This window comes from Amycolatopsis thermalba, assembly GCF_023376025.1.
In the GTDB taxonomy this organism is placed as follows: domain Bacteria; phylum Actinomycetota; class Actinomycetes; order Mycobacteriales; family Pseudonocardiaceae; genus Amycolatopsis_E; species Amycolatopsis_E thermalba.
The window spans coordinates 3,965,766-3,991,029 of sequence record NZ_CP091196.1; the positions used below are offsets into that span (position 1 = coordinate 3,965,766).

Annotated in this window: 22 protein-coding genes and 6 pseudogenes; 22 read left to right on the plus strand and 6 right to left on the minus strand. The window is 69.5% G+C overall.

Annotated features, from left to right (window positions below):
* The first annotated feature begins 46 nt into the window (after positions 1 to 46).
* The 7 genes from L1857_RS19065 to L1857_RS19095 all read left to right on the plus strand — a co-directional run bounded on the left by L1857_RS19065 (position 47) and on the right by L1857_RS19095 (position 7,340).
* Positions 47 to 952 carry a LysR family transcriptional regulator gene (locus L1857_RS19065; RefSeq protein ID WP_094005517.1) on the plus strand — a complete coding sequence of 302 codons (906 nt, stop codon included), beginning with the start codon at positions 47 to 49 and terminating at the stop codon, positions 950 to 952.
* Between the two features lie 72 nt (positions 953 to 1,024).
* A complete protein-coding gene (locus tag L1857_RS19070; RefSeq protein ID WP_116111698.1) occupies positions 1,025 to 1,990 on the plus strand; it encodes a fumarylacetoacetate hydrolase family protein in 966 nt (321 codons plus the stop codon).
* Positions 1,987 to 3,000 carry an amidohydrolase family protein gene (locus tag L1857_RS19075; RefSeq protein ID WP_249465802.1) on the plus strand — a complete coding sequence of 338 codons (1,014 nt, stop codon included), beginning with the start codon at positions 1,987 to 1,989 and terminating at the stop codon, positions 2,998 to 3,000. Before L1857_RS19070 ends, L1857_RS19075 begins: the two co-directional genes overlap by 4 nt.
* Positions 3,001 to 3,011: 11 nt before the next feature.
* Entirely contained in the window at positions 3,012 to 3,896 is an 885-nt protein-coding gene (locus L1857_RS19080; RefSeq protein WP_094005520.1) for an MBL fold metallo-hydrolase, read from the plus strand.
* A gap of 31 nt (positions 3,897 to 3,927) precedes the next feature.
* Positions 3,928 to 4,959 carry a VOC family protein gene (locus L1857_RS19085; protein WP_158224429.1) on the plus strand — a complete coding sequence of 344 codons (1,032 nt, stop codon included), beginning with the start codon at positions 3,928 to 3,930 and terminating at the stop codon, positions 4,957 to 4,959.
* Positions 4,956 to 6,086, plus strand: coding sequence for an FAD-dependent monooxygenase (locus tag L1857_RS19090; RefSeq protein ID WP_094005522.1), 1,131 nt, complete (start codon positions 4,956 to 4,958; stop codon positions 6,084 to 6,086). The genes L1857_RS19085 and L1857_RS19090 overlap by 4 nt, the downstream gene beginning before the upstream one ends.
* Positions 6,087 to 6,134: 48 nt before the next feature.
* Entirely contained in the window at positions 6,135 to 7,340 is a 1,206-nt protein-coding gene (locus tag L1857_RS19095) for an FAD-dependent oxidoreductase (protein WP_094005523.1), read from the plus strand.
* Positions 7,341 to 7,367: 27 nt separating this feature from the next.
* Here L1857_RS19095 and L1857_RS19100 read toward each other — a convergent pair whose 3' ends face one another.
* Both L1857_RS19100 and L1857_RS19105 read right to left on the minus strand, forming a co-directional pair.
* Positions 7,368 to 8,318: an MFS transporter gene (locus L1857_RS19100; RefSeq protein WP_233157265.1), complete on the minus strand. Its 951-nt coding sequence runs from the start codon at positions 8,316 to 8,318 to the stop codon at positions 7,368 to 7,370.
* 47 nt (positions 8,319 to 8,365) lie between these two features.
* The gene (locus tag L1857_RS19105) at positions 8,366 to 8,680 is read right to left on the minus strand and encodes an MFS transporter (RefSeq protein ID WP_233157266.1); all 315 of its coding nucleotides are present in this window, start codon (positions 8,678 to 8,680) and stop codon (positions 8,366 to 8,368) included.
* Positions 8,681 to 8,876: 196 nt separating this feature from the next.
* Between L1857_RS19105 and L1857_RS19110 the strand changes: the two are divergent.
* The 10 genes and pseudogenes from L1857_RS19110 to L1857_RS19155 form a co-directional block, all read left to right on the plus strand.
* Positions 8,877 to 10,050: pseudogene (locus L1857_RS19110) on the plus strand (thiolase family protein).
* A pseudogene (locus tag L1857_RS19115) lies at positions 10,050 to 10,795 on the plus strand (SDR family oxidoreductase). Before L1857_RS19110 ends, L1857_RS19115 begins: the two co-directional pseudogenes overlap by 1 nt.
* Positions 10,796 to 10,863: 68 nt before the next feature.
* Positions 10,864 to 11,919 (plus strand): beta-ketoacyl-[acyl-carrier-protein] synthase family protein, encoded by a 1,056-nt coding sequence (locus tag L1857_RS19120; protein WP_240323287.1) that lies wholly within the window; start codon positions 10,864 to 10,866, stop codon positions 11,917 to 11,919.
* On the plus strand, positions 11,919 to 13,097 hold the full coding sequence (locus L1857_RS19125) for a thiolase family protein (protein ID WP_116111701.1): 1,179 nt from the start codon (positions 11,919 to 11,921) through the stop codon (positions 13,095 to 13,097). The genes L1857_RS19120 and L1857_RS19125 overlap by 1 nt, the downstream gene beginning before the upstream one ends.
* Positions 13,094 to 13,546, plus strand: a complete 453-nt coding sequence (locus L1857_RS19130; protein WP_116111702.1) for a Zn-ribbon domain-containing OB-fold protein — start codon at positions 13,094 to 13,096, stop codon at positions 13,544 to 13,546. The genes L1857_RS19125 and L1857_RS19130 overlap by 4 nt, the downstream gene beginning before the upstream one ends.
* 295 nt (positions 13,547 to 13,841) lie before the next feature.
* A pseudogene (locus tag L1857_RS35590) lies at positions 13,842 to 14,234 on the plus strand (LLM class flavin-dependent oxidoreductase); the annotation flags it as partial.
* A 64-nt stretch (positions 14,235 to 14,298) separates the two neighbouring features.
* On the plus strand, positions 14,299 to 14,736 hold the full coding sequence (locus tag L1857_RS19140; protein WP_162831138.1) for an LLM class flavin-dependent oxidoreductase: 438 nt from the start codon (positions 14,299 to 14,301) through the stop codon (positions 14,734 to 14,736).
* Positions 14,737 to 14,878: 142 nt separating this feature from the next.
* The gene (locus L1857_RS19145; protein ID WP_116111704.1) at positions 14,879 to 15,772 is read left to right on the plus strand and encodes an alpha/beta hydrolase; all 894 of its coding nucleotides are present in this window, start codon (positions 14,879 to 14,881) and stop codon (positions 15,770 to 15,772) included.
* Between the two features lie 133 nt (positions 15,773 to 15,905).
* A pseudogene (locus L1857_RS19150) lies at positions 15,906 to 17,113 on the plus strand (acyl-CoA dehydrogenase family protein).
* Positions 17,110 to 17,334 (plus strand): annotated as a pseudogene (locus L1857_RS19155) (acyl-CoA dehydrogenase family protein); the annotation flags it as partial. The pseudogenes L1857_RS19150 and L1857_RS19155, both read left to right, overlap by 4 nt.
* A gap of 63 nt (positions 17,335 to 17,397) precedes the next feature.
* Here L1857_RS19155 and L1857_RS35595 read toward each other — a convergent pair.
* Both L1857_RS35595 and L1857_RS19165 read right to left on the minus strand, forming a co-directional pair.
* Positions 17,398 to 17,586 (minus strand): annotated as a pseudogene (locus L1857_RS35595) (phosphotransferase); the annotation flags it as partial.
* Between the two features lie 67 nt (positions 17,587 to 17,653).
* Positions 17,654 to 18,853: an acyl-CoA dehydrogenase family protein gene (locus tag L1857_RS19165; RefSeq protein ID WP_116111705.1), complete on the minus strand. Its 1,200-nt coding sequence runs from the start codon at positions 18,851 to 18,853 to the stop codon at positions 17,654 to 17,656.
* Between the two features lie 115 nt (positions 18,854 to 18,968).
* On the opposite strand from L1857_RS19165, the gene L1857_RS19170 reads away from it, so the two are divergent.
* The 4 genes from L1857_RS19170 (at position 18,969) to L1857_RS19185 (ending at position 22,551) form a co-directional block, all read left to right on the plus strand.
* Positions 18,969 to 19,541 carry a TetR/AcrR family transcriptional regulator gene (locus L1857_RS19170; protein ID WP_233157268.1) on the plus strand — a complete coding sequence of 191 codons (573 nt, stop codon included), beginning with the start codon at positions 18,969 to 18,971 and terminating at the stop codon, positions 19,539 to 19,541.
* 59 nt (positions 19,542 to 19,600) lie between these two features.
* Positions 19,601 to 20,017 carry an ATP-binding protein gene (locus L1857_RS19175; RefSeq protein ID WP_162831139.1) on the plus strand — a complete coding sequence of 139 codons (417 nt, stop codon included), beginning with the start codon at positions 19,601 to 19,603 and terminating at the stop codon, positions 20,015 to 20,017.
* A 316-nt stretch (positions 20,018 to 20,333) separates the two neighbouring features.
* A complete protein-coding gene (locus L1857_RS19180) occupies positions 20,334 to 20,537 on the plus strand; it encodes a cold-shock protein (RefSeq protein WP_094005526.1) in 204 nt (67 codons plus the stop codon).
* Between the two features lie 802 nt (positions 20,538 to 21,339).
* Positions 21,340 to 22,551, plus strand: a complete 1,212-nt coding sequence (locus tag L1857_RS19185) for an IS256 family transposase (RefSeq protein ID WP_429728364.1) — start codon at positions 21,340 to 21,342, stop codon at positions 22,549 to 22,551.
* A gap of 165 nt (positions 22,552 to 22,716) precedes the next feature.
* On the opposite strand, the gene L1857_RS19190 is transcribed toward L1857_RS19185, so the two are convergent.
* Entirely contained in the window at positions 22,717 to 23,046 is a 330-nt protein-coding gene (locus tag L1857_RS19190; RefSeq protein WP_094005528.1) for a helix-turn-helix domain-containing protein, read from the minus strand.
* Between the two features lie 751 nt (positions 23,047 to 23,797).
* On the opposite strand from L1857_RS19190, the gene L1857_RS19195 reads away from it, so the two are divergent.
* Positions 23,798 to 24,058 carry a hypothetical protein gene (locus L1857_RS19195; RefSeq protein ID WP_094005529.1) on the plus strand — a complete coding sequence of 87 codons (261 nt, stop codon included), beginning with the start codon at positions 23,798 to 23,800 and terminating at the stop codon, positions 24,056 to 24,058.
* 787 nt (positions 24,059 to 24,845) lie between these two features.
* Here L1857_RS19195 and L1857_RS19200 read toward each other — a convergent pair.
* On the minus strand, positions 24,846 to 25,121 hold the full coding sequence (locus tag L1857_RS19200) for a hypothetical protein (protein ID WP_116114773.1): 276 nt from the start codon (positions 25,119 to 25,121) through the stop codon (positions 24,846 to 24,848).
* Between the last annotated feature and the right edge of the window lie 143 nt (positions 25,122 to 25,264).

The following is a 25,264-nucleotide window of genomic DNA, read 5'->3' on the forward strand; positions in this document are numbered from 1 at the left end:
TCGTTAGGATCGGTCGCGTGGCGACGGCGCAGGGAGGGTGACGCGAGTGAACCTGGGACAGGTGGACCTCAACCTCCTGGTGGTCCTCGACGCGCTGTTGCGCGAGCAGAACGTCACCCGTGCCGCCGAGCGTTTGCACATGTCGCAGCCGGCCACCAGTACCGCGCTGGCGCGGTTGCGCAAGGTGCTGGGGGACCCGTTGCTCGTCAAGCACGGGCGGTACCTGCAGCTGACCCCGCGGGCCGAGGCGCTGGTCGACCCGGTTCGCGACGTGCTGGCCACCATCGAGCAGAGCATCGTGAAGCCACCGGGGTTCGATCCGGCGCACGACCGCCGGACCTTCGGCGTGATCGCCAGCGACTACGTCGGCATGATGCTGATCCGGCCGCTGCTGGGCCGCATCGGCGGCCTCGCGCCGAACCTGAGCCTGGAACTGGCGCAGATCTCAGGTCACTTCCTGCGGCTGCTCGAACGCGACGAGATCGACCTGGCGATCCTGCCGGAGTCGCTGGCCGAGGGGGAGCGCCTCGGCGACTGCGCGAGCGTGCCGGTCCTGGCCGACCGGTTCGTGGGCGCGGTCTGGCGGGGACATCCCCTGGCGGGAGGGTCGCTGCCGGCGGCGGCGCTGGCCGAACACCCCTACCTCGCCTTCGCGCCACCTGACGGGTTCAGCCTGATCGAGGAGGATCTCGACAAGGCCGGGATCTCCCGCCGGGTGGAGGCCACGGCGATCAGCTTCGTCACGATGCCGTTCCTGCTCGCCGGCACCGGTCTGGTGACGATCATCCCGGAACGGCTCGGGCGCCAGGTCGCCGATGCCGCCGGGATCGTCCTGCTCGAGCCGGAGTTCGAGATCCGTGCGGTGCGGGAGTCGGCGTACTGGCACTCCCGCCGCAACAGCGACCCCGGGCACCGGTGGCTGCGGGAGCAACTGGTCGCCGTCGTCGGATAGCTGGTATCCACGCAAGGTATTTCCGCCCGGCCGCTCCTCGTCGTTAGCGTCGCTGTCCATGAGGCAGACGCGATGAAGCGATGGGTCAACGGGTACGCGCTCGGCACCTTCTCCGATGGCGTGGACACCTTCGCCGGGCTCGTGTCCGGGGACCGGGTGCGGCGCCTGGACACCGAGGAGTGGGCCAAGGAGAACGCCACCGTCCGGGGACTGCTGGAGGACTGGGCGCGCGTACGTCCCCGGCTGGCGGAACTCGCCCGGCCGCCGGGCGGGGTCCCCCTCGACGCGCTGACGGTGCTGGCGCCGGTGGAGCCGTGGCAGATCATCCAGGCAGGCGCCAACTACCGCGCCCACGTGGCCGAGATCGTCGTGTCCGGCCGCGACCCGGGCGACACCCGGAGCGAGGAGGAGCTGCGCCGGGACGCCGAGGAGATGATGGACGCCAAGGTGCGTACCGGCAGCCCGTTCTTCTTCACCGGCCTGCCGGCCGCGATCTGCGGGCCGGACGACGACGTGCTCCTGCCCGCCGAGTCCCGGCAGGTCGACTGGGAGGTCGAGCTCGCGGTCGTCATCGGCGCCACCGCGCGCCGCGTGCCGCGCGAGCGGGCGATGGACCACGTGGCCGGGTACACCGTCGTCAACGACATCAGCGCGCGGGACCTGCAGTTCCCGGCGGAGCACCGGCCACTGGGCGGGGACTGGCTACGCGCCAAGAACCGCCCCACGTTCCTGCCGCTGGGGCCGTTCATCGTGCCGGCCGATCTCGTGCCGGACTACCGTCGCCTGGAGCTGACGCTGGACCTCAACGGCGAGCGCAAGCAGGCCGACGTCGCCGCGAACCTGCTGTTCGACGTGGCGGCGTTGATCGTGGCCGCCTCGGCGGCGACGACGTTGTACCCCGGCGATCTGCTGCTCACCGGAAGCCCGGCGGGCAACGGTGGCGCGTGGCAGCGCTGGCTGCGGCCGGGTGATGTCCTGGAGGCGGCCATCTCGGGCATCGGAGCCCAGCACAATCGCTGCGTTGAGGAGCCACGATGAGCCGCGTCGTGGATGTGCACGCCCACGTCCTCGTCAGTGCGGCGGAAGCGCTGCTCGCGAATGAACCCGGACTGGCAGCCGAACGGGCCGCCGACGCCCGCGGCGCGGGTGCCGCGTCGGCCGCCGTCAACCGCGATCAGATGACGCGGCTGTTGCCCGCCCTGACCGATCCGGCCGCGCGCCTCGCCGCCATGGACGACGCCGGCGTCGACGTGCAGTTGGTGAGCCCGATGCCGCTGCACCACTACTGGGCCGGCCGCGACCTGGCAGTGAAGTTCAGCGCGCTCACCAACGAGGGGGTGCTCGAGCACTGCGCCGCCGCGCCCGACCGGCTGGTCGGGCTGGGCACGGTGCCGTTGCAGCATCCGGACCTCGCAGTGGAGGTGCTGGACCGGGCCGTGGCCGACGGCCTGCGCGGGGTGGAGGTCTCGACGCACGTGGCCGGCCGGGAACTGTCCGATGAGTCGCTGGCGGCCTTCTGGGCACGCGCGGAAGCGCTGGGAGCGGTCGTGTTCGTACACCCTTGGGGATGCACCCTCGGCGAGCGCCTGGCCACCGCGTACCTGTCCAACATCGTCGGGCAACCGGCCGAAACCACGATCGCGTTGTCCCGCATCGTCTTCTCGGGACTGCTGGACCGCCATCCCCGGTTGAAGATCCTCGCCGCCCACGGCGGCGGCTACCTGCCGGGCTACCTGGGCCGCGGCGACCACGCTTGGCGAGTCCGCCCGGAGTCGCGCACCTGCGCGCACCAGCCGAGCAGCTACCTGCGCCGCATGTGGTTCGACGCGCTCGTCTACACCCCGGACACGCTGCGCGCGCTGGTCACCGCCGTCGGGCCGGACCGCGTCCTGCTCGGCACCGACTACCCGTTCGACATGGGGATCACCGACCCGCTGGACCGGCTCACGCACGCCTGCCTGCCGCCCAAGGCCGCCGAGGCGATCCGGTCCGGCAACGCTCGCGCTCTCCTGGGGTCGCTCCCGGGGACCCAGGAGGTGCCGACGTGAGCGGCGGTCACATGGAGGAGATCTCGGACGGGATCTACGCCTTCGTCCAGCCCGATGGCAGCTGGATGATCAACAACACCGGATTTGTGGTCGGCCGCTCCGGAGTGGTCGCCATCGACGCCTGCGCGACCGAGCGCCGCACCCGCGCCGCGCTCGCCGCCATCGCCGGGCTGACCGACGCTCCGGTCCGGACACTGGTCAACACCCACCACCATCCCGATCACACGGCGGGCAACGGCCTGTTCCCCACCGCCACGATCGTCGCCCACGAGCAGGCCCGGCCCGAGATGCGGGTGCTGGGCCTGCCCGCGAACGACGGAATCTGGTCCGATGTGGACTACGGCGACCTGGAACTCGCGCTGCCGCAGCTGACCTTCACCGACCGGATCACGCTGTGGGCCGACGAGTTGCGGTGCGAGGTGATACATCCGGGCCGGACCGCGCACACCACCAACGACGTGGTCGTGTGGATCCCGGACCGGTCGGTGCTGTTCGCCGGCGACCTGCTGTTCAACGGCGGCACCCCGTTCGCGCTGTCCGGGTCGGTGCGCGGCACCATCGCCGTGCTCGAGGAGTTCGTGGCCCCGCTCGGCGCGCGCAGGATCGTGCCCGGCCACGGACCGGTCTGCGGTCCCGAGGTGATCGCCGAAGTCGTGGCCTACCTGCGTTTCGTGCTCGACGTCGCCGCGGAGGGACAGGCAGCCGGCCTGTCCCCGCTGGACCTGGCCCGGCAGACGGATCTGGGGCGCTTCGCGTCCTGGACCGACGCCGAACGCATCGTCGGCAACCTGCACCGCGCCTACGCCGAGGACACCGGCGGCGCGGTCGACTTCCACGCCGCGCTGCGGGCCATGGTCGCCTACAACGGCGGCCGGCCGCTGCGCTGCCGCGCTTGACCCCACCCCATCCATGAGCCGAGGAGGGCCCATGTCCGAAATCCTGTTGTCCCAGCTCGCGCACGTCGAGCTGATCAGTCCCAAGCCCGACGAGACGGTCCAGTGGATGAAGGAGGTCTTCGGCCTGGAGGAGACCACCCGCGAGGGCCAGTCGGTGTACCTGCGCGGCTGGGCGGAGTGGCTGCACTCCAGCCTCATCGTCACCGAGGGCCGCGAACCGGGCGTCGGCCGCATAGGGTGGCGCACCTACGGACCGGGTGACCCGGAGATCGTCGCCCAGCGCCTGGGCGGTACCGAGGAGGCCGTCGGCTGGGTCGACGACTGGACCGGTCACGGTGCCACCTACCAGTACCGCGCCCCGCACGGCCGGCAGTTGCACGAGGTGTTCTGGGAGGTCGACCGCTACCAGGCCCCGCCCGAGGAGCGCGACCCGGCCATCCCCAACCGGCCGCAGCGCTACTCCGGCCGTGGCATCGGCGCCCGCTACCTCGACCACGTCACCATGCCGACGGCGAACATGCGCGGGGACATCGAGTTCTACAAGCAGCTCGGCGCGCGCCACACCGCGCAGACCGAGGCCGAACCCGGGTTCTCCGTGTTCTCCACGCTGACCTGCAACGGCATCCGCTCGACCCACGACATGGCGCTCGTGCCCGATTTCAGCGGGGTGACCGGTCGCGCCCACCACATCGCCTTCCGCGTCGACCAGCGGCTCGACGTCGAACGCGCCGCGGAGGTCTTCCTGGCCAACGGCACCCCGATCGAGTTCGGCCCCGGCATCCACGGCATCGACGAGATCACCTACCTCTACGTGCGGGAGCCCGGCGGGTTCCGGATGGAGATCAACTCCGGTGGTTGGGTGAACACGATGCCCGACTGGGAGGCCACCACCTACCAGGCCGCGCGCGGTAACCCTGGGGCGAGCATCTACCGCAACGTCACGCCCCCGCCCGGCTTCCACGAGGCCTGGCCCGCCGCGGACGAAACGGCCGCCGCGCAGGAGAAGGAGGCCATGGCGCAGCGCCGCGAGTTCTTCGGTGCGGTGGAGACGAGCCGGCGATGAGCGCGATCGGCCGGGTCTTGGTGGTGGGGGCCGGTATCGGCGGGCTGTCGGCGTCGATCGCGCTGCGCCGCCACGGGGTCGAGGTCGACCTCATCGAGCGCAACCCGGCGTGGGACGTCTACGGCGTCGGGATCATCCAGCCGGGCAACGCGCTGCGGGCACTGGCCGAACTCGGCGTGGCCGAGGAGTGCGTCGCCCTGGGGCACCCCATCCTCGGTCAGCGCAGCTGGCTCGCCGACGGCGTGACCCCGTTGCACGACGACGCGTTCCCGGCGCTGCTGCCTGGGCTTCCCCCGGCGAACGGCATCACCCGGACCCGGTTCCACTCGATCCTCGTGCACGCGGTGCGCGAGTCGGGGGCGGAGGTCCGGACCGGTGTCGTCGTGACCGCTCTGCGGCAGCGGGAATCCGGCGTCGACGTGGAGTTCAGCGACGGGCACGAACGGTCCTACGACCTCCTCGTCGGCGCCGACGGGCTCTACTCGCAGATCCGCGACATGGTGTTCGGCACGCAATACCAGGCGAAGTTCACCGGCGAGGTGGGCTGGCGGATCAACCTGCCGCGCATCCCGGAACTCGACCGGCTGTCGATCTATCGCGGGTCGGCGGGATCGGCCGGGTTCTGCCCCCTAGGGCCGGACCTGATGTACATGCTGACCATCGAGAAGGCGCCCGCCGGGCGACCGGTCCGGCTGCCGCGGGAGGGGCTTGCCAGGGTGTACCGGGAGCGCCTGGCCGAGTACGGCGGCCCGATCGCCGAGCACCGCGAGCTGGTGACCAACGACGCGGACGTGGTGTACCGGCCGATCGACACGGTCCTGGTGCCGCCGCCCTGGTACCGCGGGCGGGTCCTGTTGATCGGCGACGCCGCGCACGGCACGTCCCCGCAGTGCGGGCAGGGTGGCGCGCAAGCCATCGAAGACGGCGTGGTCCTGGCCGAGGAAGTGGCCAGGGACATCCCCGCCGAGCAGGTTCTCGCCAACTTCATGGCCCGGCGGTTCGAGCGGTGCCGGACCATCGTGCAGGGCTCGGAGCAGATCGGCCGATGGGAGCAGGACCACTCGCTGGACATCGATCCCGACGCCGTTGCCTTCGAGGTGACGATGGCGGCGATGGCACCGCTGTAGCTGCGCCCACCGTCGTGGGTGGCGAGGAAACTCAACGAGGAGAAACACATGCCAAACCCGGTTGTCATCGTTGGCTGCGGACCCGCCGGCATGGCGAGCGCGCTCGCACTGAGCAAGGTCGGCATCGACGTCCGGCTGTACGAGCGCTACCCCGAGGCGCGTCCCGCGGGCAACATCCTGAACCTGTGGCCCCCGCCCATTCGCGCGCTGGCCGAGATGGGCGTGGACGTGGAAGACCTCGGCGCACCGTGCCGCAGCTCGTTCCGCAACGCCTACACCGGGCACGTGCGAGCCGAGGTGCGGCTGCCGCAGGACGTGCTCGCCGAGTACCACGGCGGGTTCATCGGCCTGCTCAGGCCCGTTCTCTTCGAACGGATGCTGGCCGCCATGCCGGACGGCGTCGTCCAGCCGAACCGGACGGTGACAGCGCTGCGCGACCACGGCGACGGCGTCGCGGTGACCTTCGCCGACGGCGAGGTGATCGAGACGCCCGTGTTGATCGGCGCCGACGGCATCGACTCGGTTGTCCGCAAGGCCTTGTGGGGCGACTCGCCCAAACGGCAACACCGGCTGCATGCGATCGGTGGCTTCACCTACGAGCTCCCGCCGACCGCCACCCCCGGCGAGAACCCGATCATGCACGGCAACTGGGTCCAGGGCAGCTACTCCTCGATCCGCGACTGCGGCCGCGATGGATACCAGTGGTGGATCGTCGAAGCCGCCGACCCCGACGCTCCGGCGCCCACCGACCTGCTCGCCCACGCGAAAACCATCACGGCCGAATTCCCCGCGTCCCTGCGCGACATCATCGCCGCGACGCCGCCCGGCAACCTGCAGCGCTGGATCATCCGCGACCGCAAGCCGCTCAAGCAGTGGTCGAAGGGCCGCATCACCCTCGCCGGCGACGCGGCACACCCGACCTCGCCCTACGCCGCCTACGGCGCCGGCATGGCCATCACCGACGCCTACGTCCTCGCCAAGAAGCTCAAGCACGTGGATCTCGGCGACACCGCGGCCGTCCGCGCTGCGCTCCTCGCCTACGAGCGGGGGCGCATCCGGCACACGACAGCCCAGGTCCAGCAGGCCTACGTGCTCGGGCAGGTGTTCCACCACATCCCCAGGGCACTCCGCCCCGTCCGCGATTTCGTGCTCGACCGGACACCGCTGCTGCAGAAGCAGGTGGGTGAACGCAGCCCGCGGGAGATCGTTCACCAGCTCACCGAGATGGGGTCCGAGTCGCTCGCGGAGGTGTGAGGAAGCCGGCGAGGAGCGTCCAAGCGTTCAGCGGGCGGGGCGGTAGCGGTCCTTCGTGGTCGCCACGGCGACGAGGCTGAGCACTCCGGCCGCGATGATGTACCCGCCGACCGCCCACAGTGAGCCGGTGCCTTCGAGCAGCGCGGAGGCGATCAGCGGGGCGAACCCGCCACCGACGACGGCGCCGAGCTGGTAGCCCGTCCAGGCGCCGGAGTAGCGGACACCGGTGCTGAACATCTCGCTGTAGAACGCCGCCATCGGACCGTACATGGCGCCCAGCGCCAGACCGGGGATCAGGAGCCCGATCAGGGTCGGCACGGTCTGCAGCGTCTCCAGCAGTGTCACGAACGGGATCACGGAGGCGATGCTCAGGACCGTCGCGGCGATGATGACCTTTTTCCGGCCGATCCGGTCAGACAGTGCGGCGAACAGGGGAATGCTGACGACGGTCACCGCGCTGGAGAGCAGGACGAGGATGAGGATCTCCGACTTGCTCATACCCCGGCCGGTCGTGTACGAGATCGAAAAGACGATCAGGATGTAGTAGTAGACCTGGATGAGCAGGATCATCCCGCCGGCCTGCAGGATTTCCTTGGGGTGCGTGCGCAGCGCGACGAGGAGCGGCGAGCGTCGCTTCTCCGGCGCACTCGTTTTCGCCGTCTGTTCCTCCTGGAGGCGCTGGAAATCGGCGGTCTCGGTGACTCGCAGCTGGATGATCAGGCCCGCGGCGATGACCACGGCGCTCAACAGGAACGGGATCCGCCAGCCCCACGAGGCGAACGCGGCCGGCGAGACCAGGTTGGCGACCACGAGGAACACCACATTGGACACGATCACCGCGAGCGAGGGACCGATGTGGGCGAAGCTGCCGTAGAAACCCCGGCGGTGGGCGGGCGCGCTCTCGGTCACCAGCAGGATGGCACCGCCGTACTGGCCACCGACCGCGACGCCCTGCAGCACCCGCAGGAGCACCAGCAACAGCGGTGAGGCGATCCCTATCGTCGCGTAGCCCGGCAGGAGCCCGATCAGGAACGTCGAGATCCCATCAGCATCATGGCGATCACCAGGAGGCGCTTCCGTCCGAGCCGGTCTCCGAAGTGGCCGAAGAGCAGACCGCCGACGGGCCGGAAGATGAACCCGACTCCGAAGGTCGCCATGGCGGCAAGGGTGCCGGCCGCGGCCCCGATGCCGGAGAAGAAGTGCGGCCCGAAGACCAGTGCGGCGGCGGTGCCGTAGATGTAGAAGTCGTACCACTCGAGAGTGCTGGCGGTGAGTGCCGCCGCGGCTACCTTGCGTACTTGCCGTCTCTCGACTCCGGTGCTGGTCGCTGCTGTGGACATGTCCGCCCTTTCGGTCCCGTGGTCTCGGTGGGGTGGGTAGACCATGCATCGGGGACGGACCGGGGGAATGTCGCATTTCGGGACAGTGCACTCGGTCTTGTAGCACCTTGCGACAACTCACGGGCTTCGTCTTCTCCTACGGTCAGGGCCACGGGAGAGCCCCTCACCGACCCTGACGAACGGGAGCAGTCGCCATATGAGGTCAGCAGTGATCGTCGACGTCGTGCGTACGGCGTCGGGCAAAGGCAAGCCCGGGGGCGCGTTGTCGAGCGCACCCCGTCAGCCTCCTCGCCGACACCCTGCGCGCGTTGCTCGCGCGCACGGACGTGGACCCGGCGAGCATCGACGACGTGATCGCGGGCTGCGTGTCCCAGGCGGGGGACCAGGCGCTGAACATCGCGCGAAACGCCGTCCTCGCGGCGGGGATTCCGGAGTCGGTCCCCGGCACGACCGTGGACCGGCAGTGTGGATCGAGCCAGCAGGCCGTGCACTTCGCGGCGCAGGGCGTGATGGCCGGGGCGTACGACATCGTCCTGGCGTGCGGTGTCGAGTCGATGAGCCGGGTGCCGATGGGGTACAGCTCGGTGGACCAGCACCCGACCGCGCCGCTCGCCGCCCGCTACCCCGAGGGCCTGATCGGGCAGGGCGTCTCGGCCGAGCTGATCTCGGCGAAGTGGAAGTTCGACCGGGAGACGCTCGACGCCTACTCGGCGCGGTCCCACCAGCGCGCGGCGCAGGTCACCGCTGAGGGCGGGTTCGCCCAGGAGATCGTGCCGATCGAGGTTGACGGCGGTGTGCACGACACCGACCAGACCCTGCGGGCGTCGACCACGGTGGAGAGCCTGGCCGGGCTGAAGCCGTCCTTCGTCGACGAGGAGCTGGGGCGGCGGTTCCCGGAGATCGAATGGCGCATCACGCCGGGCAACTCCTCCCCGCTGACCGACGCGGCCTCGGCCGTGCTGATCATGAGCGAGGAGCGCGCCGACCAGCTCGGGCTGCGGCCGCGTGCGCGGTTCCACGAATTCGCCGTGGCGGGAAGCGACCCGCTGTTCATGCTCACCGGGGTCATCCCCGCCACGCACAAGGTGCTGGCGCGGGCGGGGATGTCGATCGAGGACATCGATGCCTACGAGGTCAACGAAGCTTTTGCGCCGGTGCCGCTGGCCTGGCAGCACGAGCTGCAGGCGGATCCGGAGAAGCTCAACCCGCGCGGCGGGGCCATCGCACTCGGGCACGCGCTCGGCGCCTCGGGTGTCCGCCTGCTGGCCACGCTGGTCAACCACCTCGAGGCGACCGGTGGCCGCTACGGGTTGCAGACGATGTGCGAGGGCGGCGGGATGGCCAACGCGACGATCATCGAGAGGCTCTGATGGGTACGGGGAAGATCAACGCGGACTTCACCGGGGCCAGCGTCCTGGTGACCGGCGGCGCCCAGGGGATCGGCTTCGAGATCGCTCGTTACTTCGCCACCGCCGGTGCGAAGGTCTCGGTCCTCGACCGCGATTCGGCGCAGCTGAAGGCGGCCTGGGACGGCGTGGACAACGTGCGGCAGGCCGCCGTGGACGTCGCCGATGCCGACGCGGTCGTCGACGCCGTCGCCGGGATCGTGGACTGGGCGGGCGGGGTCGATGTCGCCGTGAACAACGCGGGCATCACGCGGGACGCCGCGTCTGGAAGCTGTCCGCCGAGCAGTGGCAGGCGGTGCTCGACGTGCACCTGGGCGGCACCTTCGCGGTCACTCGGGCGGTGATCCCGCACATGCGTGCCGCCGGTGCCGGCCGGATCATCAACGTGACCTCCTACACCGGCATGCACGGCAACGTCGGGCAGGCCAACTACGCGGCCGCCAAGGGCGGGATCATCGCCTTCACCAAGACGGTCGCCAAGGAGGTCGCGCGCTTCGGCATCACCGTCAACGCGATCTCGCCGAACGCGTCCACGTCGATGGTCGCGGCGATCCCGCCCGAGCGCCTCGCCGAGATGACGGCGTCGGTGCCGCTCGGCCGGTTCGCCGAACCGGCCGAGATGGCTCCGGCCGTGGCGTTCCTGGCTTCGGAGCAGGCTTCCTACGTGACAGGCGTCGTCCTGCCGGTCGATGGAGGGGTGGCGATGTGACACGGCTGAACCCCTCCGCAGCCGCCCAGGACCCGATCCCGGTCCTGGGGCTGGCCGCAACCCCCCTGGTGCCCGAATCTGACGCCGGCCTCGACGAGCTCGTCTTCGACGCCGTCTTCCAGGCGTTGCGGGAAGCCGGGATCCGCAAGCACGAACTCGGTTTGTCGGTCACCGCGTCACTGGACATCTACGACGGGCACAGCATCTCCAGCGGGCTGACCAACGCCGCCTCGGGTGGGTACCTCGCCCAGTCCTACCGCATCGAGGGCGACGCGGGGCAGGCGATCATCGCGGCGGCGCAGACGATCGCGGCGGGTGACGCCGATCTGGCGCTGGCCGTCGGGGTGCACAACCCGGAGGTGTCGGCGCCGGACCGGCGCGCGTTCCTGCAGCAGATCTCCAACCACGGGTTCGAGCCGCACTTCGACCGTCCGGTGGGGCTGTCGGCGGAAACGGTGCTGGGCCTGCACGCCGGCCGTGTGGTGGATTCGGGGGAGCTGACCGAGGAGCAGCTCGCCGAGATCGCCGCCGCCGCCATCACCCGCGGTTCGGCACGTGCTCATGCGGCTCGCCGATCCGCGGTGACCGCCAGCGAGGTCCTCGCATCCGCGCCGGTGAACGGCGTGTTGCGCGAACTGATGCTGCCTGCGGAGTCCACCGGGGCGGTCGCCGTGGTCCTCGGCTCGCTCGCGCGGGCGCGCCGGGCGCTACGCCCACGCGCTGTGCTGACCGGCTGGGGCCAGTCCACCCGCGACACCACGGCGAGCGGGCAGTGGTTGCACGATCCCGCGGTCGCCGCCCGGCGGGCGGCGCAGGAGGCCTACCAGCGCGCCGGGGTGACCGAGCCGGGCGAACAGGTGGGTGCGGTGGAGCTGACCGCCGCGACGCCGGCGTTGCTGGCCCCCACCCTGGACGCCCTCGGGCCGGCCAAGGGCGACGTCGAGGTGGCGCCCTCGGGCGGGGCCCTGAGCTCGTTCCCCGGCGTGGCCAACGGGGCGCTGCGGTTGCTCGAAGCGGTGTCCTGGGTGGAAGAGCGCGGCGGGCAGGCGGTCTCGCACTCGACCGACCTGCTCACCGGCACCGTCGCGGACACTGCGACCGTTCTCGTCGTGGAGGGAGTCTGATGGCCACACGGGCCCTGATCGCGGGCGCCGGGATCACCCCGGCGACTTCGCCGCGCAAACAGCGATCGTCATCCCTCGAGCTGGTCCAGGAAGCCGTCTGGGCCGCGCTAGAACACTCGGGCGCCGCCCCGTCCTCGCTCGACGGCATCGTGATCGGCAACATCGACGGGTTCGAGGGCACCGTCCTCGGGGCCAAGCACGTCGTCCGGCGGCTGGGGCTCGGAACCGAACTGCCGGTGTCGATCGTCAACACCGGCGGCACAACGGGCGGCAACCTCATGCAGATCGCCGCCCGGCAGGTGCGCTCGGGAGACCGGCAACGGGTGCTCTGCGTCGGCGGACCGACGTTCTTCGGCGCCGAGGACCTGCAGTCGGCGATCAACACGAACTCGCCCATGGTTGTCGAGCAGCCGCTGGGGATGGGTGCCTACCACATGGGGGCGTTCTACCCGAGCGCCTACGCCGAGCGGTTCGGCGCCACCGTCGAGGATTTCGCGGTTAGCGCCGTGCAGGACCACGAGCACGCCTCACGCAACCCCTACGCCCACCTGCGCAACACCCTGACCGTCGAGGACGTGGTCTCGGCGAAGCCGCTGTCGAGTCCGATGACGATGGCGATGGTGTGCCCGGTCTCGACCTCGGCCAACGCGCTGCTCGTCACGTCGGAGTCGGGGGCCGCGGGCCTGCGGCCGGTGCCCGTGCTCATCCGGGCGATGGCGACCAGCAGCGACCCCTACCTCGGTGGCGGCAAGAACGACTTCGCCGCGATGGAGAACCTCGCGATCCTCGCGCAGAAGGTCTACCAGCTGGCCGATGTGCGCAACCCGCGGGAGGAGATCGACGTCGTCGAGGTGTTCTCCCCGTACGCGCCGATGCAGCCGATGCAACTGGAGGCGCTCGGGTTCGCGCCGCCCGGCGGCGGGATCGATCTGATCCGCTCCGGTGCGACGCGGATCGACGGCGACCTTCCGGTCAACCTGTCTGGCGGGCCGCTGTGCACCAACGCCGGCGTTGCCGGCGAACTCGCCCCGTACGTCTACGTCGCCTTGCAGTTGATGGGCGACGCCCCGGAGGCGATGCAGGTACCCGGGGCCCGGAGGGGGCTCGCACACGGCACCGGCGGAACGTTCTTCCAGTTCGAGAACCTGGCCATCCTGGAGAGGCAGGAACGCGCATGACCATCACCACCCAGCGGGTCCACTGGGACCCCAACTACGACGTCCACCTCGGCGCCACCTGGGGCCGGTTCATGACCGGGCTGACCGAACGCAAGATCCTGGCCAACCGCTGCCCGGATTGCTCCCGGGTGTTCGTGCCCCCGCAGGCCTACTGCGAGTCGTTTTTCGTGCGCACCGGAGATTGGCTGGAACTGCCCCCGGAAGGGGTGGTGGAGGCGTTCCCGGTTGCCTGGCAGAGCTTCCGCGGCGGCCCGACGCCGCCGTACGCCATCGCCGGTATCCGGCTGGAGGGCGCGAGCACACTGCTGATGCACTACGTCCAGGGGCTCGATCTGTCCGACTCGAGTGGTGTGCGAGAGCAGCTGCCTCCGGGGACGCGCGTGCGAGCCGTGTGGGCCGAGGAGCGCACCGGCCAGATCCTCGACATCGCCCACTTCGAAAAGGCCTGACTCACCGCAGCTCCACGAAACCGGCCCGAGACGAACGTCTCGGGCCGGTTTCGCTGCGCTCTGAAGATAAAAGTTCGTCCCACCGGGACTGTAGCGGTTTGCGACAACTGCGCACCCGTCGCACTGCGACTCTGTTCCTGTGCACCGCTGCCGTGTCACAACGATCACACGGCCGGGTCGCCGGTGGAGCTCCCACCGCGACCGCACCCGCCGTGGCGGACCACGGTCGTATTTCTACCGGAGAAGCCGGCGAGCGTCGTCGGAAACGTGACGAGGAGGACACCTGAAGGTTCATATGACCAACCTGATCCAGAACTACAACAACGCGCGGTCGGACTACGACGTCTTCAAGGACCAGATCGAGCTGTCCGTGCGTGCCGACCAGGACGGCTACTACAGCATCGGGTGCGTCGAGCACCACTTCGACCCCGGTTGCTCGATGTGCCCGGACAACACCCAGTTCCTCTCCTACCTCGCCGGCCGCACCAAGAACGCGAAACTGCACACCACCGCGGTGATCCTGCCGTGGAACGATCCGCTTCGCGTCGTGGAGAAGATCGCGCTGCTGGACAACCTGTCCGACGGACGCGCGCTCTTCGGCATGGGACGCGGTCTCGCCCGGCGTGAGTACGAGGGCTTCGGCCTCGAGATGGGCGAGTCGCGCGAGCGGTTCGACGAGGCTGCCGAGATGGTCATGCGGTCTCGAGGACGGCTTCGTCGAAAACGACGGCAAGTACTACCCGCAGGCCAAGGTGCCGATCCACCCGCGTCCATTGGGGAGCTTCAAGGGCCGCACGACCATGGTCGCGATGAGCCCCGACTCGGCGGTGGTCGCCGGCAAGCTGGGGCTGCCCATGATGGCGTTCATCCAGGGGCCGCTGGAGACCATGCACATGCCGATGATCGAGGAGTACCGCAAGACCTACCGCGACACCCACGGTGGTGAGGCCCCGCCGCCGCTGATGATCGACCTGACCTACTGCCACCGCGACTCCGCCGAGGCCCTGCGCGTCGCCTACCAGGCCTGCGTGAGCTACTACCTGGCCTGCCTGGAGCACTACGAGTTCGGCGGGCGGCACTTCGAGCACACCAAGGGCTACCGTCTGCGGCGCCGACGTCAACGCGCGGATCTGGGGCACTCCCGACGAGCAGATCGCCAAGCACGAGGAGCGCAAGGCCGTCGTCGGTGAGTACGAGGTCATTTCGGTGTTCCAGTACGGCGGGCTGTGCGGCGAGACCGCCGCGGAGGGTTGCGAGCTGGTCACCCGCGAGGTCAAGCCGGCGCTCGAAAAAGATGTGACCGATCAACGACGATCGAACAGGAGAGATTTCATGGCGAGTTCCGAGGTGGGTCGCGCCCGCACGTTGCTGGCGCACCTGGTCTCGGAGCCAGAGGCCACAATGGACGACTACCGCAGGCTCTACGACGAGGTTTTGGCCAACTTCGAACTGCCAGGGGATGCCGAGGTCGAGGAGGTCGACGCCGGCGGCGCGGCCGCCATCTGGGTGAGCGCGCCGGGCACGGCCCGCGACCAGGTGGTCGTCCTGGTGCACGGCGGTGGCTGGTGCATGGGCAACGCCAAGGGCTACCGGGAGTTCGGGTACCGGATCTCCGCGTCGGCCGACGCCCGCGTGCTGGTCGTCGACTACCGCCTGGCGCCGGAGAACCCGTTCCCGGCGCCGGTGGATGACGTCGTCGCCGCTTACCGGTGGGCGCGCGAGCAGGAGGGCGTGCGGCGGGTGGCTCTCGTGGGCGACTCGGCCGGTGGCGGACTCGTGGTCTCGGCCCTGGTCAAGCTGCGCGACGATGGCGGCCCGCTGCCGAATGCGGCGGTCGTGTGCTCGCCGCTGGTGGACCTGGCGGGCGAGGGAGCCTCGCTCACCGACCGGGCCCACCTCGACCCGTTGCCGGCCAAGACACTGGTCGAAGCCATGGGCGGCGCGTACCGGGGCGGGGTGGACCCCAAGAACCCGCTCGCCTCACCGCTGTACGCCGACCTGAGCGGGCTCCCCCCGCTCCGGGTGCTCGTCGGCACCGACGAGGGTCTGCACGACGATTCGGTGCGGTTGGTGGACAAGGTCCGCGCGGCCGGCGGGGAAGCGGAGCTGGAGATCGGCGAAGGCCTGGTGCACATCTGGCCGATCTTCAACTTCCTGCCCGAGGCGCAGGCGTCCACCGAACGGATCGGCGAGTTCCTGCGCAAGCGGTTCGCCAACCCGGCTTGATCGGTTCGTTTCCGGCGTCCGCCACGTTGTCGCGCATTGCGACATCCGGGGCGGACGCCGTTTCCGTAGCGTCATACCGGACGCGGTGCCCGACGCACCGCGGGTACGGCACCTCACACGAGAAGGGCGACCGGTGAGAACCACAACCGCGACGACCCCCGGCCTGGACGCGAACGGTGTCGCGTCCCGGGTACGCGAGTTCCTGTCCGGCCACGATCCGGCGATCACGGACCGGCTGGAGTTCCTCCGCGCCCGGTTCGACGCCGGCCTGGCATGGGTGCACTACCCGGAAGGCCTCGGCGGTCTCGGCGCCGATCCGGCTCTCCAGCAGGACGTGGACACGATCTTCGCGGAGGCCGGTGCGCCTGGCAACCGGCCACACCTCAACATCATCGGTCTCGGCATGGCCGCTCCGACGATCCTGCGGTTCGGGACACCCGAACAGCAGCGACGGTGGCTGCGCCCGTTGTGGACGGGCGAGGAGATCTGGCGTCAGCTCTTCAGCGAGCCCGGCGCCGGATCGGACCTGGCGAACGTCGCCACCAGCGCCAAGCGGGACGGGGACGACTGGGTGGTGAACGGGCAGAAGGTGTGGACCTCGCTGGCCCACGAAGCAGCCTGGGCGATCCTGGTCGCCCGCACTGATCCCGGTCAGCCGAAGCACCGTGGACTGACGTTTTTCGTGTGCGACATGCACGCGCCGGGCGTCGATGTGCGGCCCTTGCGGCGGATCACGGGGGAGAGCGAGTTCAACGAGGTCTACCTCGACGGCGTCCGGATCCCGGACGAGCAACGGCTGGGCGAGGTCGGCCAGGGCTGGGCGGTCACCCAGAACACGTTGATGAACAGCGGGTCACGATCGGGGCGGGCACCATCCCGCGGGAGAGCGGCGCGATCGGTGAACTGCTGCGCGTCTGGCGGGAGCGCCCGGACGTGCGCACGCCGGGTGCGTTCGACCAGGTGACCCGGTTCTGGGTGGAGGCCGAGGTGGCCCGTCTGACCGCCGAACGGTTGCGGCAGCAACAGGCTGCGGGAATGCCGGGCCCGGAGGGGTCCGGCGCGAAGCTCACCTACGCCCGTCTCAACCAGCAGATCTCGTCGCTGGAGCTGGATCTGCTCGGCGCGGAGGGATCGCGCTACACCGATTACACGACGCGGCGGCCGGTGCTCGTCTCACCTGCCGAGAGTCCCGCCGGGTGGCGGTTCCTCCGGGCGAAGGGCAACTCGATCGAGGGTGGCACCTCGGAGATCATGCGCAACATCATCGCCGAACGTGTGCTCGGACTGCCTGCCGAACCGAGAGTGGACAAGGACACCGCGTGGAAGGACCTGCCGCGATGACCGATGCGACACCGCGTACCGGTAACCTGCTGTACTCCGAGATCGAGGAGGACCTGCGGGCGAGCGTGCGTGCTCTGCTGGAGAAACGCAGTCCGTGGGACGCGGTGCTGGCGAGGACCGAATCCGCCGAGACCACGGACCGTGAGCTGTGGACCCTGCTCGCCGGCGAGATCGGGTGCGCCGCGCTCGCCGTGCCCGAGGCGGCCGGCGGTGCCGGCGCGAGCTGGCGCGAGACCGACGCCGTCGACGTGCTCCACCACCGAGAACGGCACTCCGAGCACGTCGGCATCGGCGAGTGCGACGGCGCGCGCCACCGGCACGCCGGAGTCCCGCAGCGCGGCCACCACCCGGTACTCGCGGCCCATGTCGTGCGCCGAGGGCGTGAGCCCGCCCAGCGGCGGACGGCGCAGCACCCAGCGCGTGCGCCCGTCGGTGAGCAGGTAGGTCAGGTTCGACCGGCCGCCCTGCAGCATCTCGGCGGACAGGCTCCCGGCGAAGCCCGGCACGTTGCGGGCGAAGAACTCGTCGAGCGCGGGGAGGTCAAGACCGTCCACTCTGGATCCTCTCGTGCCTGCGCAGCACCCGGCGCGCGATGGCCCAGCGGTGGGTCTCCGACGGCCCGTCGTAGATGCGGAACGGCCGGACCTCGCGCAGGAACCGGCCGAGCAGCAGGTCGCCGGAGACGCCGAGGGAACCGCAGATCTGGATGGACCGGTCGACGACGCGCCAGATCGCCTCGGCGCAGAAGGTCTTGGCGATCGAGGTGGACTGCGACGCGTGCTCGCCCTGGTCCAGCTCCCAGCAGGCACGCAGCAGCAGCCCACGCGAGGCCGCGATGTCGATCTCGTTGTCGGCGATCATCTGCTGCACCATGCCCAGGTCGCCGAGGCGGGAGCCGAACAGCCGCCGCTCCGCCGCGCGTGCCACCGCGATGTCCTGGGCGCGCCGGGCGATGCCCAGCCAGCGCATGCAGTGCGTCATCCGCGCCGGGCCGAGCCGGACCTGCGCGTAGCGGAAGCCCTGGTCGACCTCGCCGAGCACCGCCTCGTCGGGCACCACGCAGTCGTCGAACTCCAGCTCGATGTGCCCGCCGTAGAGGCTCTCGTCCAGGGTCTCGATGTGCCTGGCCACCCGCAGTCCCGGGTTGTCCTCGTCGACCAGGAACATCGTCGCGCCGCCCGCGTCGCCAGGCTCGCCGGAGGTGCGGGCCATGCAGATCGTGAACCCGGCCCCCTCGGCCCCGGTGATGAACCACTTGCGGCCGTTGATGCGCCAGCCGCCGTCCACCCGCTCCGCCCGGGTCGTCAGCGCCGCCGGATCGGACCCCGCGCCGGGCGCCGGCTCGGTCATCGCGAAGCAGGACCGGACCTCCCCGCTCGCGAGGGGGCGCAGGTAGCGCTCCTTCTGCTCGGAGGTCGCGATGGCCTCCAGCATGTGCATGTTGCCCTCGTCGGGCGCGGCGATGTTCAACGCGAGCGGGCCCAGCAGCGAGTATCCGGCCTCCTCGAACACCGCGGCCCGCCCGCGCATGTCCAGCCCGTGCCCGCCGAACTCGGCGCCCACGTGCGGGGTGAACACCCCCGCCTCCTTCGCCGCACGCTGCAGCCGCACGCGCACGTCGTCGGAGGGCACGACGCCGTCGTGCTCCTCCTCGACCGGAATCACGTGCTCGCGCACGAACTCCGCGGTGCGCCGCGCCAGTTCGGCGACGTCCGGCCCCTGTGCGAGGTCGACAGCCATGGCACCTCCACTCGGCTAATGACCATTAGCCGAAACTATAGGCCCTGCCCGGTTGGCAGGAAGGTGCGTCGGCTCACTCGGCTATGATTTGTTAGCCCGGCGGAGGGAGGTGCCCGTGGACCGGCTCGGTGACATCCGAGACGCCGCACTCGAGCTGTTCACCCGCAAGGGCTTCGAGGCCACGACGATGAGCGACATCGGCGCGGCGGTCGGCATGCGCGCCCCCAGCCTGTACAAGCACGTCGCCTCCAAACAAGACCTGCTTGCGCGGATCATGGTCGCGACGATGGAGAACCTGCTCGCCGCGCACCGGACGGCCGTGGCGAACGTGACCGACCCGGTCGAGCGGCTGCGGCGGGCGACCGAGGCCCACGTCCGCTACCACGCGCGGCACCGGCTCGAAGCGTTCGTGGGCACCCGGGAGATCCGCGGCCTGACCGAACCGCACCGCAGCCGCGTCCTCGACCTGCGCGCCGAGTACGAGGCGTGCTTCCGGGCGGTCGTGCAGGCCGGGGTCGACGCCGGGGTCTTCCGGGTCGACTCGGTGCGCCTGGCCTCCTACGCGATCCTCGACCTCGGCATGGGCGTCGCGGTCTGGTACCGCGCCGACGGCGAGCACCCGGAGGACGCCGTGGTGTGGCAGTACAGCGAATTCGCACTCCGCCTGGTCGGAGCCCATCGGCCCTGACCCGCCTCGCCGAAGACCTTGTGGGTGAATACCTCGCCTCCTTCGGGGGTATAGCGTGCATGCCCCAGGACGTCGGAGAAGACCGGTCCCGGGACCTGCGTGCGCGCCGACCGGCCCGGGCGGCTGAGGTGCCCGGCCTGCGCCACGCCGTGCGCCGCTGGGCCGACGTCCACGGGGTGCCACCGCAGCTCACCGCCGATGTCGAGCTCGCTGTCCATGAGGCACTGGCCAACGCCATCGAGCACGCCTACCCCGAAGGCGCTACCGGCATCGTCGCGCTGCACGCCCGCCAGGACGATGGCGCCCTGCAGATCACGGTCACCGACCATGGCCAGTGGCAACCGCCGGCTGCCGGGCCTGGCCCCGACGGGGGCCGCGGCCTGGCCCTCATCGATGCGCTCGCCGACCACGCCAGCATCACCGGCACCGAGCACGGCACCACCGTCACCCTCGCCTGCGGGCTCACCGCACGCTAGTTGCGCAGACCTTCCGTGCCTGCTCGCCGTGTCGCCCCGCGCCGTTGGCAGGGAGATTGGCGCCGCCGGGCACCAGCCGCCGGTCGTCCACCAGATCTCTTGCGTGACCCTGCGGGATGGTGCCCACTCCAGGCGTGTAAGGTCATTGGTGGTCGTTGTAATTCTTGGGTTCGTGTTTGTGCACGCTCGCAGGATGTTGATGCGGGCGAGCTTCTTTCTTCGGTTGTAGCTGGAGTAAGCCGCCGTCTGAGATCCCCCGGCCCGGGTCTTCGCAGAGTGCGGTGGCCCGTCATCCCAGCTCCCAGAAGGAGAAGACATGACCAACGGAACCGTGAAGTGGTTCAACTCGGAAAAGGGCTTCGGCTTCATTGCCCCCGCCGATGGCAGCCCGGACGTGTTTGTGCACTACTCGGCGATCGAAGGCGGCGGCTTCCGCTCCCTCGAGGAGGCCCAGGCGGTGTCCTACGAGGTCAGCCAGGGCGCCAAGGGCCCGCAGGCCGACCTGGTGCGCCTGGTCTGAGCACCTGCTGTTCTTCTTTCCAGTGGCTCCCCCACCCGCTCCGGGTGGGGGAGCCACTGGCTTGTGATCGCACGTCACCGACTTGATGGTCCGGCCTCGCGTTATCCGGCGCCTCCAGCCCCCGTCAAGCCGAGGCGCCATCAGCTCGACCGGCGGAACCAGCACCGCCTTGTCTGTCATGCTCAGCGCCGCGGCCCAGGCTCACCAGCCCGAAGCCCCCAGATGAGTGGTGGTAGCTGCTCGTCCCGAACGTGACCAGCTACCGCTTCCGCACGGTGGCACCCGTGGCCGTCGCAATCGCCGCTGTGGCCGTCGTGTCGGGCTGCAAGCCCCTGGCTCAGCCCGCCGCCACCGGCCAAGACGACGGCGCCGGAGGCGGCGGGTGGGCTCCCGGCCGGTGATCCGAACGCGGCAATGCCCGCGTCGGGCAGCTGCACCGTCGGCTCCCGTGACGGCCAGCCGCTGCCCGACCCGCCCTGCGCACCGGGCGCCATCAACTCCGACGTCACCCAGGATTGCATCGACGACACGATCTGCAAGTCCGGCTGGACCAAGACAGTGCGACCCTCACCGTCGAAAACCAACCGGATGAAAGCCGTCTCCGCCCGCACCTCACGACCCGCCGCCCGCGAGATCTGGATCGAGGTCGACGACGGGGGGACTGTTTCAAGATCGGTGTTTCTGGCCCGACACGCCGGGCTGAGGTCCGGCGGGATGGGCACTGTGAGTGATGACATCTGGGGCTGTGACTCCACGTAAGAGTGAGAAGCGGTTGTCACCGGAGCAGGCCGCTGCGGTGGCGATGGTGGCCGAGGCCCGGCAGCGGGGGCTGGAGCTGACCGGCCCGAACGGGCTGTTGAAGCTGTTCACCAAGAACGTGTTGGAAACCGCGCTGAATGAGGAGATGACCGAGCACCTCGGACATGAGAAGCATCGTGCCGAGCCGGGGCGTGATTCGGCGAATGTGCGTAACGGGACCCGGAAGAAGACGGTGCTCTCGGACGCGGCCGGCGAGGTGGAGATCGAGGTTCCGCGGGATCGGGAATCCACGTTCGAGCCGCAGATTGTGAAGAAGCGGCAACGTCGGCTCACCGATGTGGACGAGATCGTGCTGTCCCTGTATGCGAAGGGGATGACCACCGGTGAAATCTCGGCGCATTTCGCCGAGATCTACGGCGCCTCGGTGAGCAAGGAAACGATCTCCCGCATCACCGACAAGGTCGTGGCGGAGATGCAGGACTGGGCCAGCCGTCCGCTCGACGTCGTCTACGCCGCGGTGTTCATCGACGCGATCGTGGTCAAGGTCCGCGACAGCCAGGTGGCCAACCGGCCTTTCTACGCCGCCATCGGTGTCACCGTGGACGGCCGTAAGGACGTGCTCGGCCTGTGGGCGGGCAGCGGCGGCGAGGGCGCCAAGTTCTGGATGAGCGTCCTGGTCGATCTGAAAAACCGCGGCGTGAAGGACGTGTTCTTCCTCGTCTGCGACGGTTTGAAAGGCTTGCCCGAGGTGGTGGAACAAGTCTGGCCGGCCGCGATCGTGCAAACCTGCATCATCCACCTCATCCGCAATTCGTTCCGGCTCACCTCCCGGAAATACACCGACGCGCTCAAACGGGACCTCAAAGCCATGTACGAGGCCCCCAACGCGACAGCGGCGGAAGTGGCGTTGCAGGAACTGGACGACAAATGGTCTGCGCAGTATCCGGCGCTGGTCCGACTGTGGCGCAACGCCTGGACCGAGTTCGTGCCGTTCCTCGATTACGACGTCGAGATCCGAAAAATGATCTGCTCGACCAACGCGATCGAATCGCTCAATGCCCGCTACCGGCGGGCGGTGCGAGCCCGCGGCCACTTCCCAACCGAGCAGGCCGCCCTGAAGTGCCTGTACCTTGTGACCCGCAGCCTGGACCCCACCGGCACAGGCCGCGCCCGATGGACGATGCGCTGGAAACCCGTACTCAACGCCTTCGCCATCACCTTCGGTGACCGCTGGCCGGCCGCCGAAACCTACTAACCGAACCGCCAGAAACACCGATCACGGGATAGACCCACGACGGGGCCTCGCAGCCCCCCGGTGACGTGGAACCTGCACCTCCGTCGCGATTGCGAGGACGGGGGTTCGCGCTCTCGCCCACATCTTCAAGGAAGGGCGCTACCAGGGGGGCTGTCCAACCGCGGGTCAGTCGAGGGTCTGGGGTTGGTTGAGGCGCTGGGCCTCGTGGAGCTGGTCTTCGAGGGCGATGATGCGGCATGCGGCTTCGATGGGGATGCCCTGGTCGACCAGTTCCCGGGCACGCGCGGCCAGGCGTAGCTGGTGCCGGGAGTAGCGGCGGTGTCCGCCGGCGGAGCGTTGCGGGGTGATCAGGCCGGCCTCGTCGAGGCTGCGCAAGAAGCCTTGGGTGGTGCCGAGCATCTCGGCGGCGCGGCCCATCGTGTAGCCGGGGTAGTGCTCGTCGTCGAGCTTGTCGGCCCCGCCGGGCGTGGCCGAGTCTGGTTGGTCAGGAATCATTCGACCTCCACGTCACAAAGGACCCCGGGCGCCGTGCACGGCACCCGGGGTACTTCAGGGGTTCGGTTTCACCATTGTCGACCGGCGTGACCGCCGGCGTCCTGCACCCGCGTCCGGCGGAAAGCCGAACCTCGCGGGGATCGCTCATTCGTGACCGAGCACCACCTCCGAACTCGATGGGACTGCGGTACCCGCGCGGCACTACCCAGCCGCTGCGGGCGATCCAATGATGTTCCCGTTCCCTTCCTTCCGGTGTTGCCCACTTACTGAGTACTGCGACTGCTACTTCACTTGCTGCGAACGTCACGGCTGGGACCCCTTCCACTGATCGGTCCCAGCACGCTGACGCCGCTGGTCACTGCCCGGAGCACCGTTCACTGATCGGCTCCGGCCACCTGACCGGTCCCGCAACTGCATGTGCAAAGCAACTGCTGCTCACCACGGGGCGCACAGACGCTGCCTGCGCCTTGTCGCGATCACCCCGGGACCGGTACTACCTGATCAAACCTCTTCACAACCCGGCCCCGGGGCACTGCTCCTGACCACCAGCCGGAACCCTGTTCCTTGATCGGCTCCGTGCTGCCTGGCCCTCGTGTCTCACTTCGCGGGTAGTTACGTTCTCTCCCACGCTTGCTTGACGTTGTCTCTCTCGGTGCGAGGAGAACATTACACACGCCTGCGGTTGAATGTCTACTCCGGTCAGCATAGATTTTCAGACGCGAGTCAGATGCAAGGAAGAGGGCACCCGACCATGAGCGACGAGGTCACACAGGAGCCGCTCGAGGAGCGATACGGCCTGGTCGGGCTACACGACGTGGACGAGTACGCCGAAGCCCTGACACGACTGCTCGAGCAGGGGCGGCGGGAGCGGTGCGTAGCGTTGCTGTCGGAGGCCGAGGCCTATGCCGCGGCGGAACTGCTCGGCCAGTTCGCGCAGCTCGATCCACCGGCCCCGTTGAACCGGCTGGCCGCGTCCCTGGCCAGCCGCCTCTACAGCCGCCTCGGCGCCTGACCACCCGGCATGACCTACCCCGTTCGCCCTGCCCGTGTCCCGCGTCCGCGCGCACCACTCCCGGGCGGCGCTCACGGGCATCGCTCCGGAGATCAGCGCACCCGGTCAGGAGTGCGCGGGACCCCGATCGTGTCGGAGGCATCGAGGAGAATCGAGCGATGCCCCTGCGCACGTGTTCGTCGACGAGACCAAGGAGAACGGCTGCCTCGTCACCGCGGCCGCTCAGCTGCCCGGCAACCTGGCCACCGCTCGCCAGGTCATGCCTCGCCAGTGGCGGATCCACTTCACCAAGCAAGGGCGACGCGCGGCGCAAGCAGATCCTCGACGCGATCGGCGAACTCGACCCGGTGGTCACGATCTACGACGCCTCTCACCACCACCGCCGCCGCCGGTGTCATCGACGCGCCACCCCGAGGTGTTGCACAAGGCAAGCAGGGCACTGGCATGAACGCCCGCTGCCGAACTCAGACTGCCGCCCTGGATACAGCCGTGTCGCGCGACGGGGAGCGCTGTGGGGAGCAAGCTGGGAGCAGTACTGTGCGCTGAACCGGCCGGAACGACATCCAACGGACCTGAACAACCCGCGCTGACCTGCGGGAGTCTCATTTCTGCAGGTCAGCGCGGCTACGCGAACATAGTTCACACCGAAGAGGTCACTGGTTCGATCCCAGTATCGCCCACTCGCTATTTCAGCTGTTCAGACGGCCTGTCGACGACCATCGTCGGCAGGCCGTCGGCGTTTGCGGGTAGCAGGGTGTCCTGACCCACTTCCGCGAATCCGAAGTGGTCACGCCGCATCCGCCTCCTGACCGGCGTGTGCGTCCCACGTCCATCCGCCGTCCAGCTCCCAGCGGCGCTGCAGCGCAGCCAGCATCGACTCCACTATGACGTCAGTCACGTGGGAGTAGAGCAGATACATCCGGGCCCGGCGGCGGGAGTCCGCTTGCGCGAAACGACCCGCGACCAGCGCGAACATGTCGTCGAACCCGGCCCGCCAGCGGGCGAGACGATCATCAACTACGGTCCACGACGCGGCCACCGCGTCTTCTTCGAGATCCAACACACCTTGAAGTTTGATCACGCCGTGGCCGCCCCCATGATCACGACACGCCCACCAAGATCACACACTGCTGCTGTCGTATCAACCATTTTGCGTCCAGCTCGGCCCGGTTGGGGGATGGTGGTCTCGAACGTCGCGATCCCAGT

Coding starts and splice junctions, on each gene's coding strand:
- L1857_RS19125 (WP_116111701.1), top strand. CDS start 11,919: ATGGCCACACGGGCCCTGATCGCGGGCGCCGGGATCACCCCGGCGACT.
- L1857_RS19095 (WP_094005523.1), top strand. CDS start 6,135: ATGCCAAACCCGGTTGTCATCGTTGGCTGCGGACCCGCCGGCATGGCG.
- L1857_RS19070 (WP_116111698.1), top strand. CDS start 1,025: ATGAAGCGATGGGTCAACGGGTACGCGCTCGGCACCTTCTCCGATGGC.
- L1857_RS19130 (WP_116111702.1), top strand. CDS start 13,094: ATGACCATCACCACCCAGCGGGTCCACTGGGACCCCAACTACGACGTC.
- L1857_RS19165 (WP_116111705.1), bottom strand. CDS start 18,853: ATGGCTGTCGACCTCGCACAGGGGCCGGACGTCGCCGAACTGGCGCGG.
- L1857_RS19180 (WP_094005526.1), top strand. CDS start 20,334: ATGACCAACGGAACCGTGAAGTGGTTCAACTCGGAAAAGGGCTTCGGC.
- L1857_RS19175 (WP_162831139.1), top strand. CDS start 19,601: ATGCCCCAGGACGTCGGAGAAGACCGGTCCCGGGACCTGCGTGCGCGC.
- L1857_RS19145 (WP_116111704.1), top strand. CDS start 14,879: ATGGCGAGTTCCGAGGTGGGTCGCGCCCGCACGTTGCTGGCGCACCTG.
- L1857_RS19190 (WP_094005528.1), bottom strand. CDS start 23,046: ATGATTCCTGACCAACCAGACTCGGCCACGCCCGGCGGGGCCGACAAG.
- L1857_RS19195 (WP_094005529.1), top strand. CDS start 23,798: ATGAGCGACGAGGTCACACAGGAGCCGCTCGAGGAGCGATACGGCCTG.
- L1857_RS19105 (WP_233157266.1), bottom strand. CDS start 8,680: ATGTCCACAGCAGCGACCAGCACCGGAGTCGAGAGACGGCAAGTACGC.
- L1857_RS19090 (WP_094005522.1), top strand. CDS start 4,956: ATGAGCGCGATCGGCCGGGTCTTGGTGGTGGGGGCCGGTATCGGCGGG.
- L1857_RS19080 (WP_094005520.1), top strand. CDS start 3,012: ATGGAGGAGATCTCGGACGGGATCTACGCCTTCGTCCAGCCCGATGGC.
- L1857_RS19185 (WP_429728364.1), top strand. CDS start 21,340: ATGGTGGCCGAGGCCCGGCAGCGGGGGCTGGAGCTGACCGGCCCGAAC.
- L1857_RS19075 (WP_249465802.1), top strand. CDS start 1,987: ATGAGCCGCGTCGTGGATGTGCACGCCCACGTCCTCGTCAGTGCGGCG.
- L1857_RS19085 (WP_158224429.1), top strand. CDS start 3,928: ATGTCCGAAATCCTGTTGTCCCAGCTCGCGCACGTCGAGCTGATCAGT.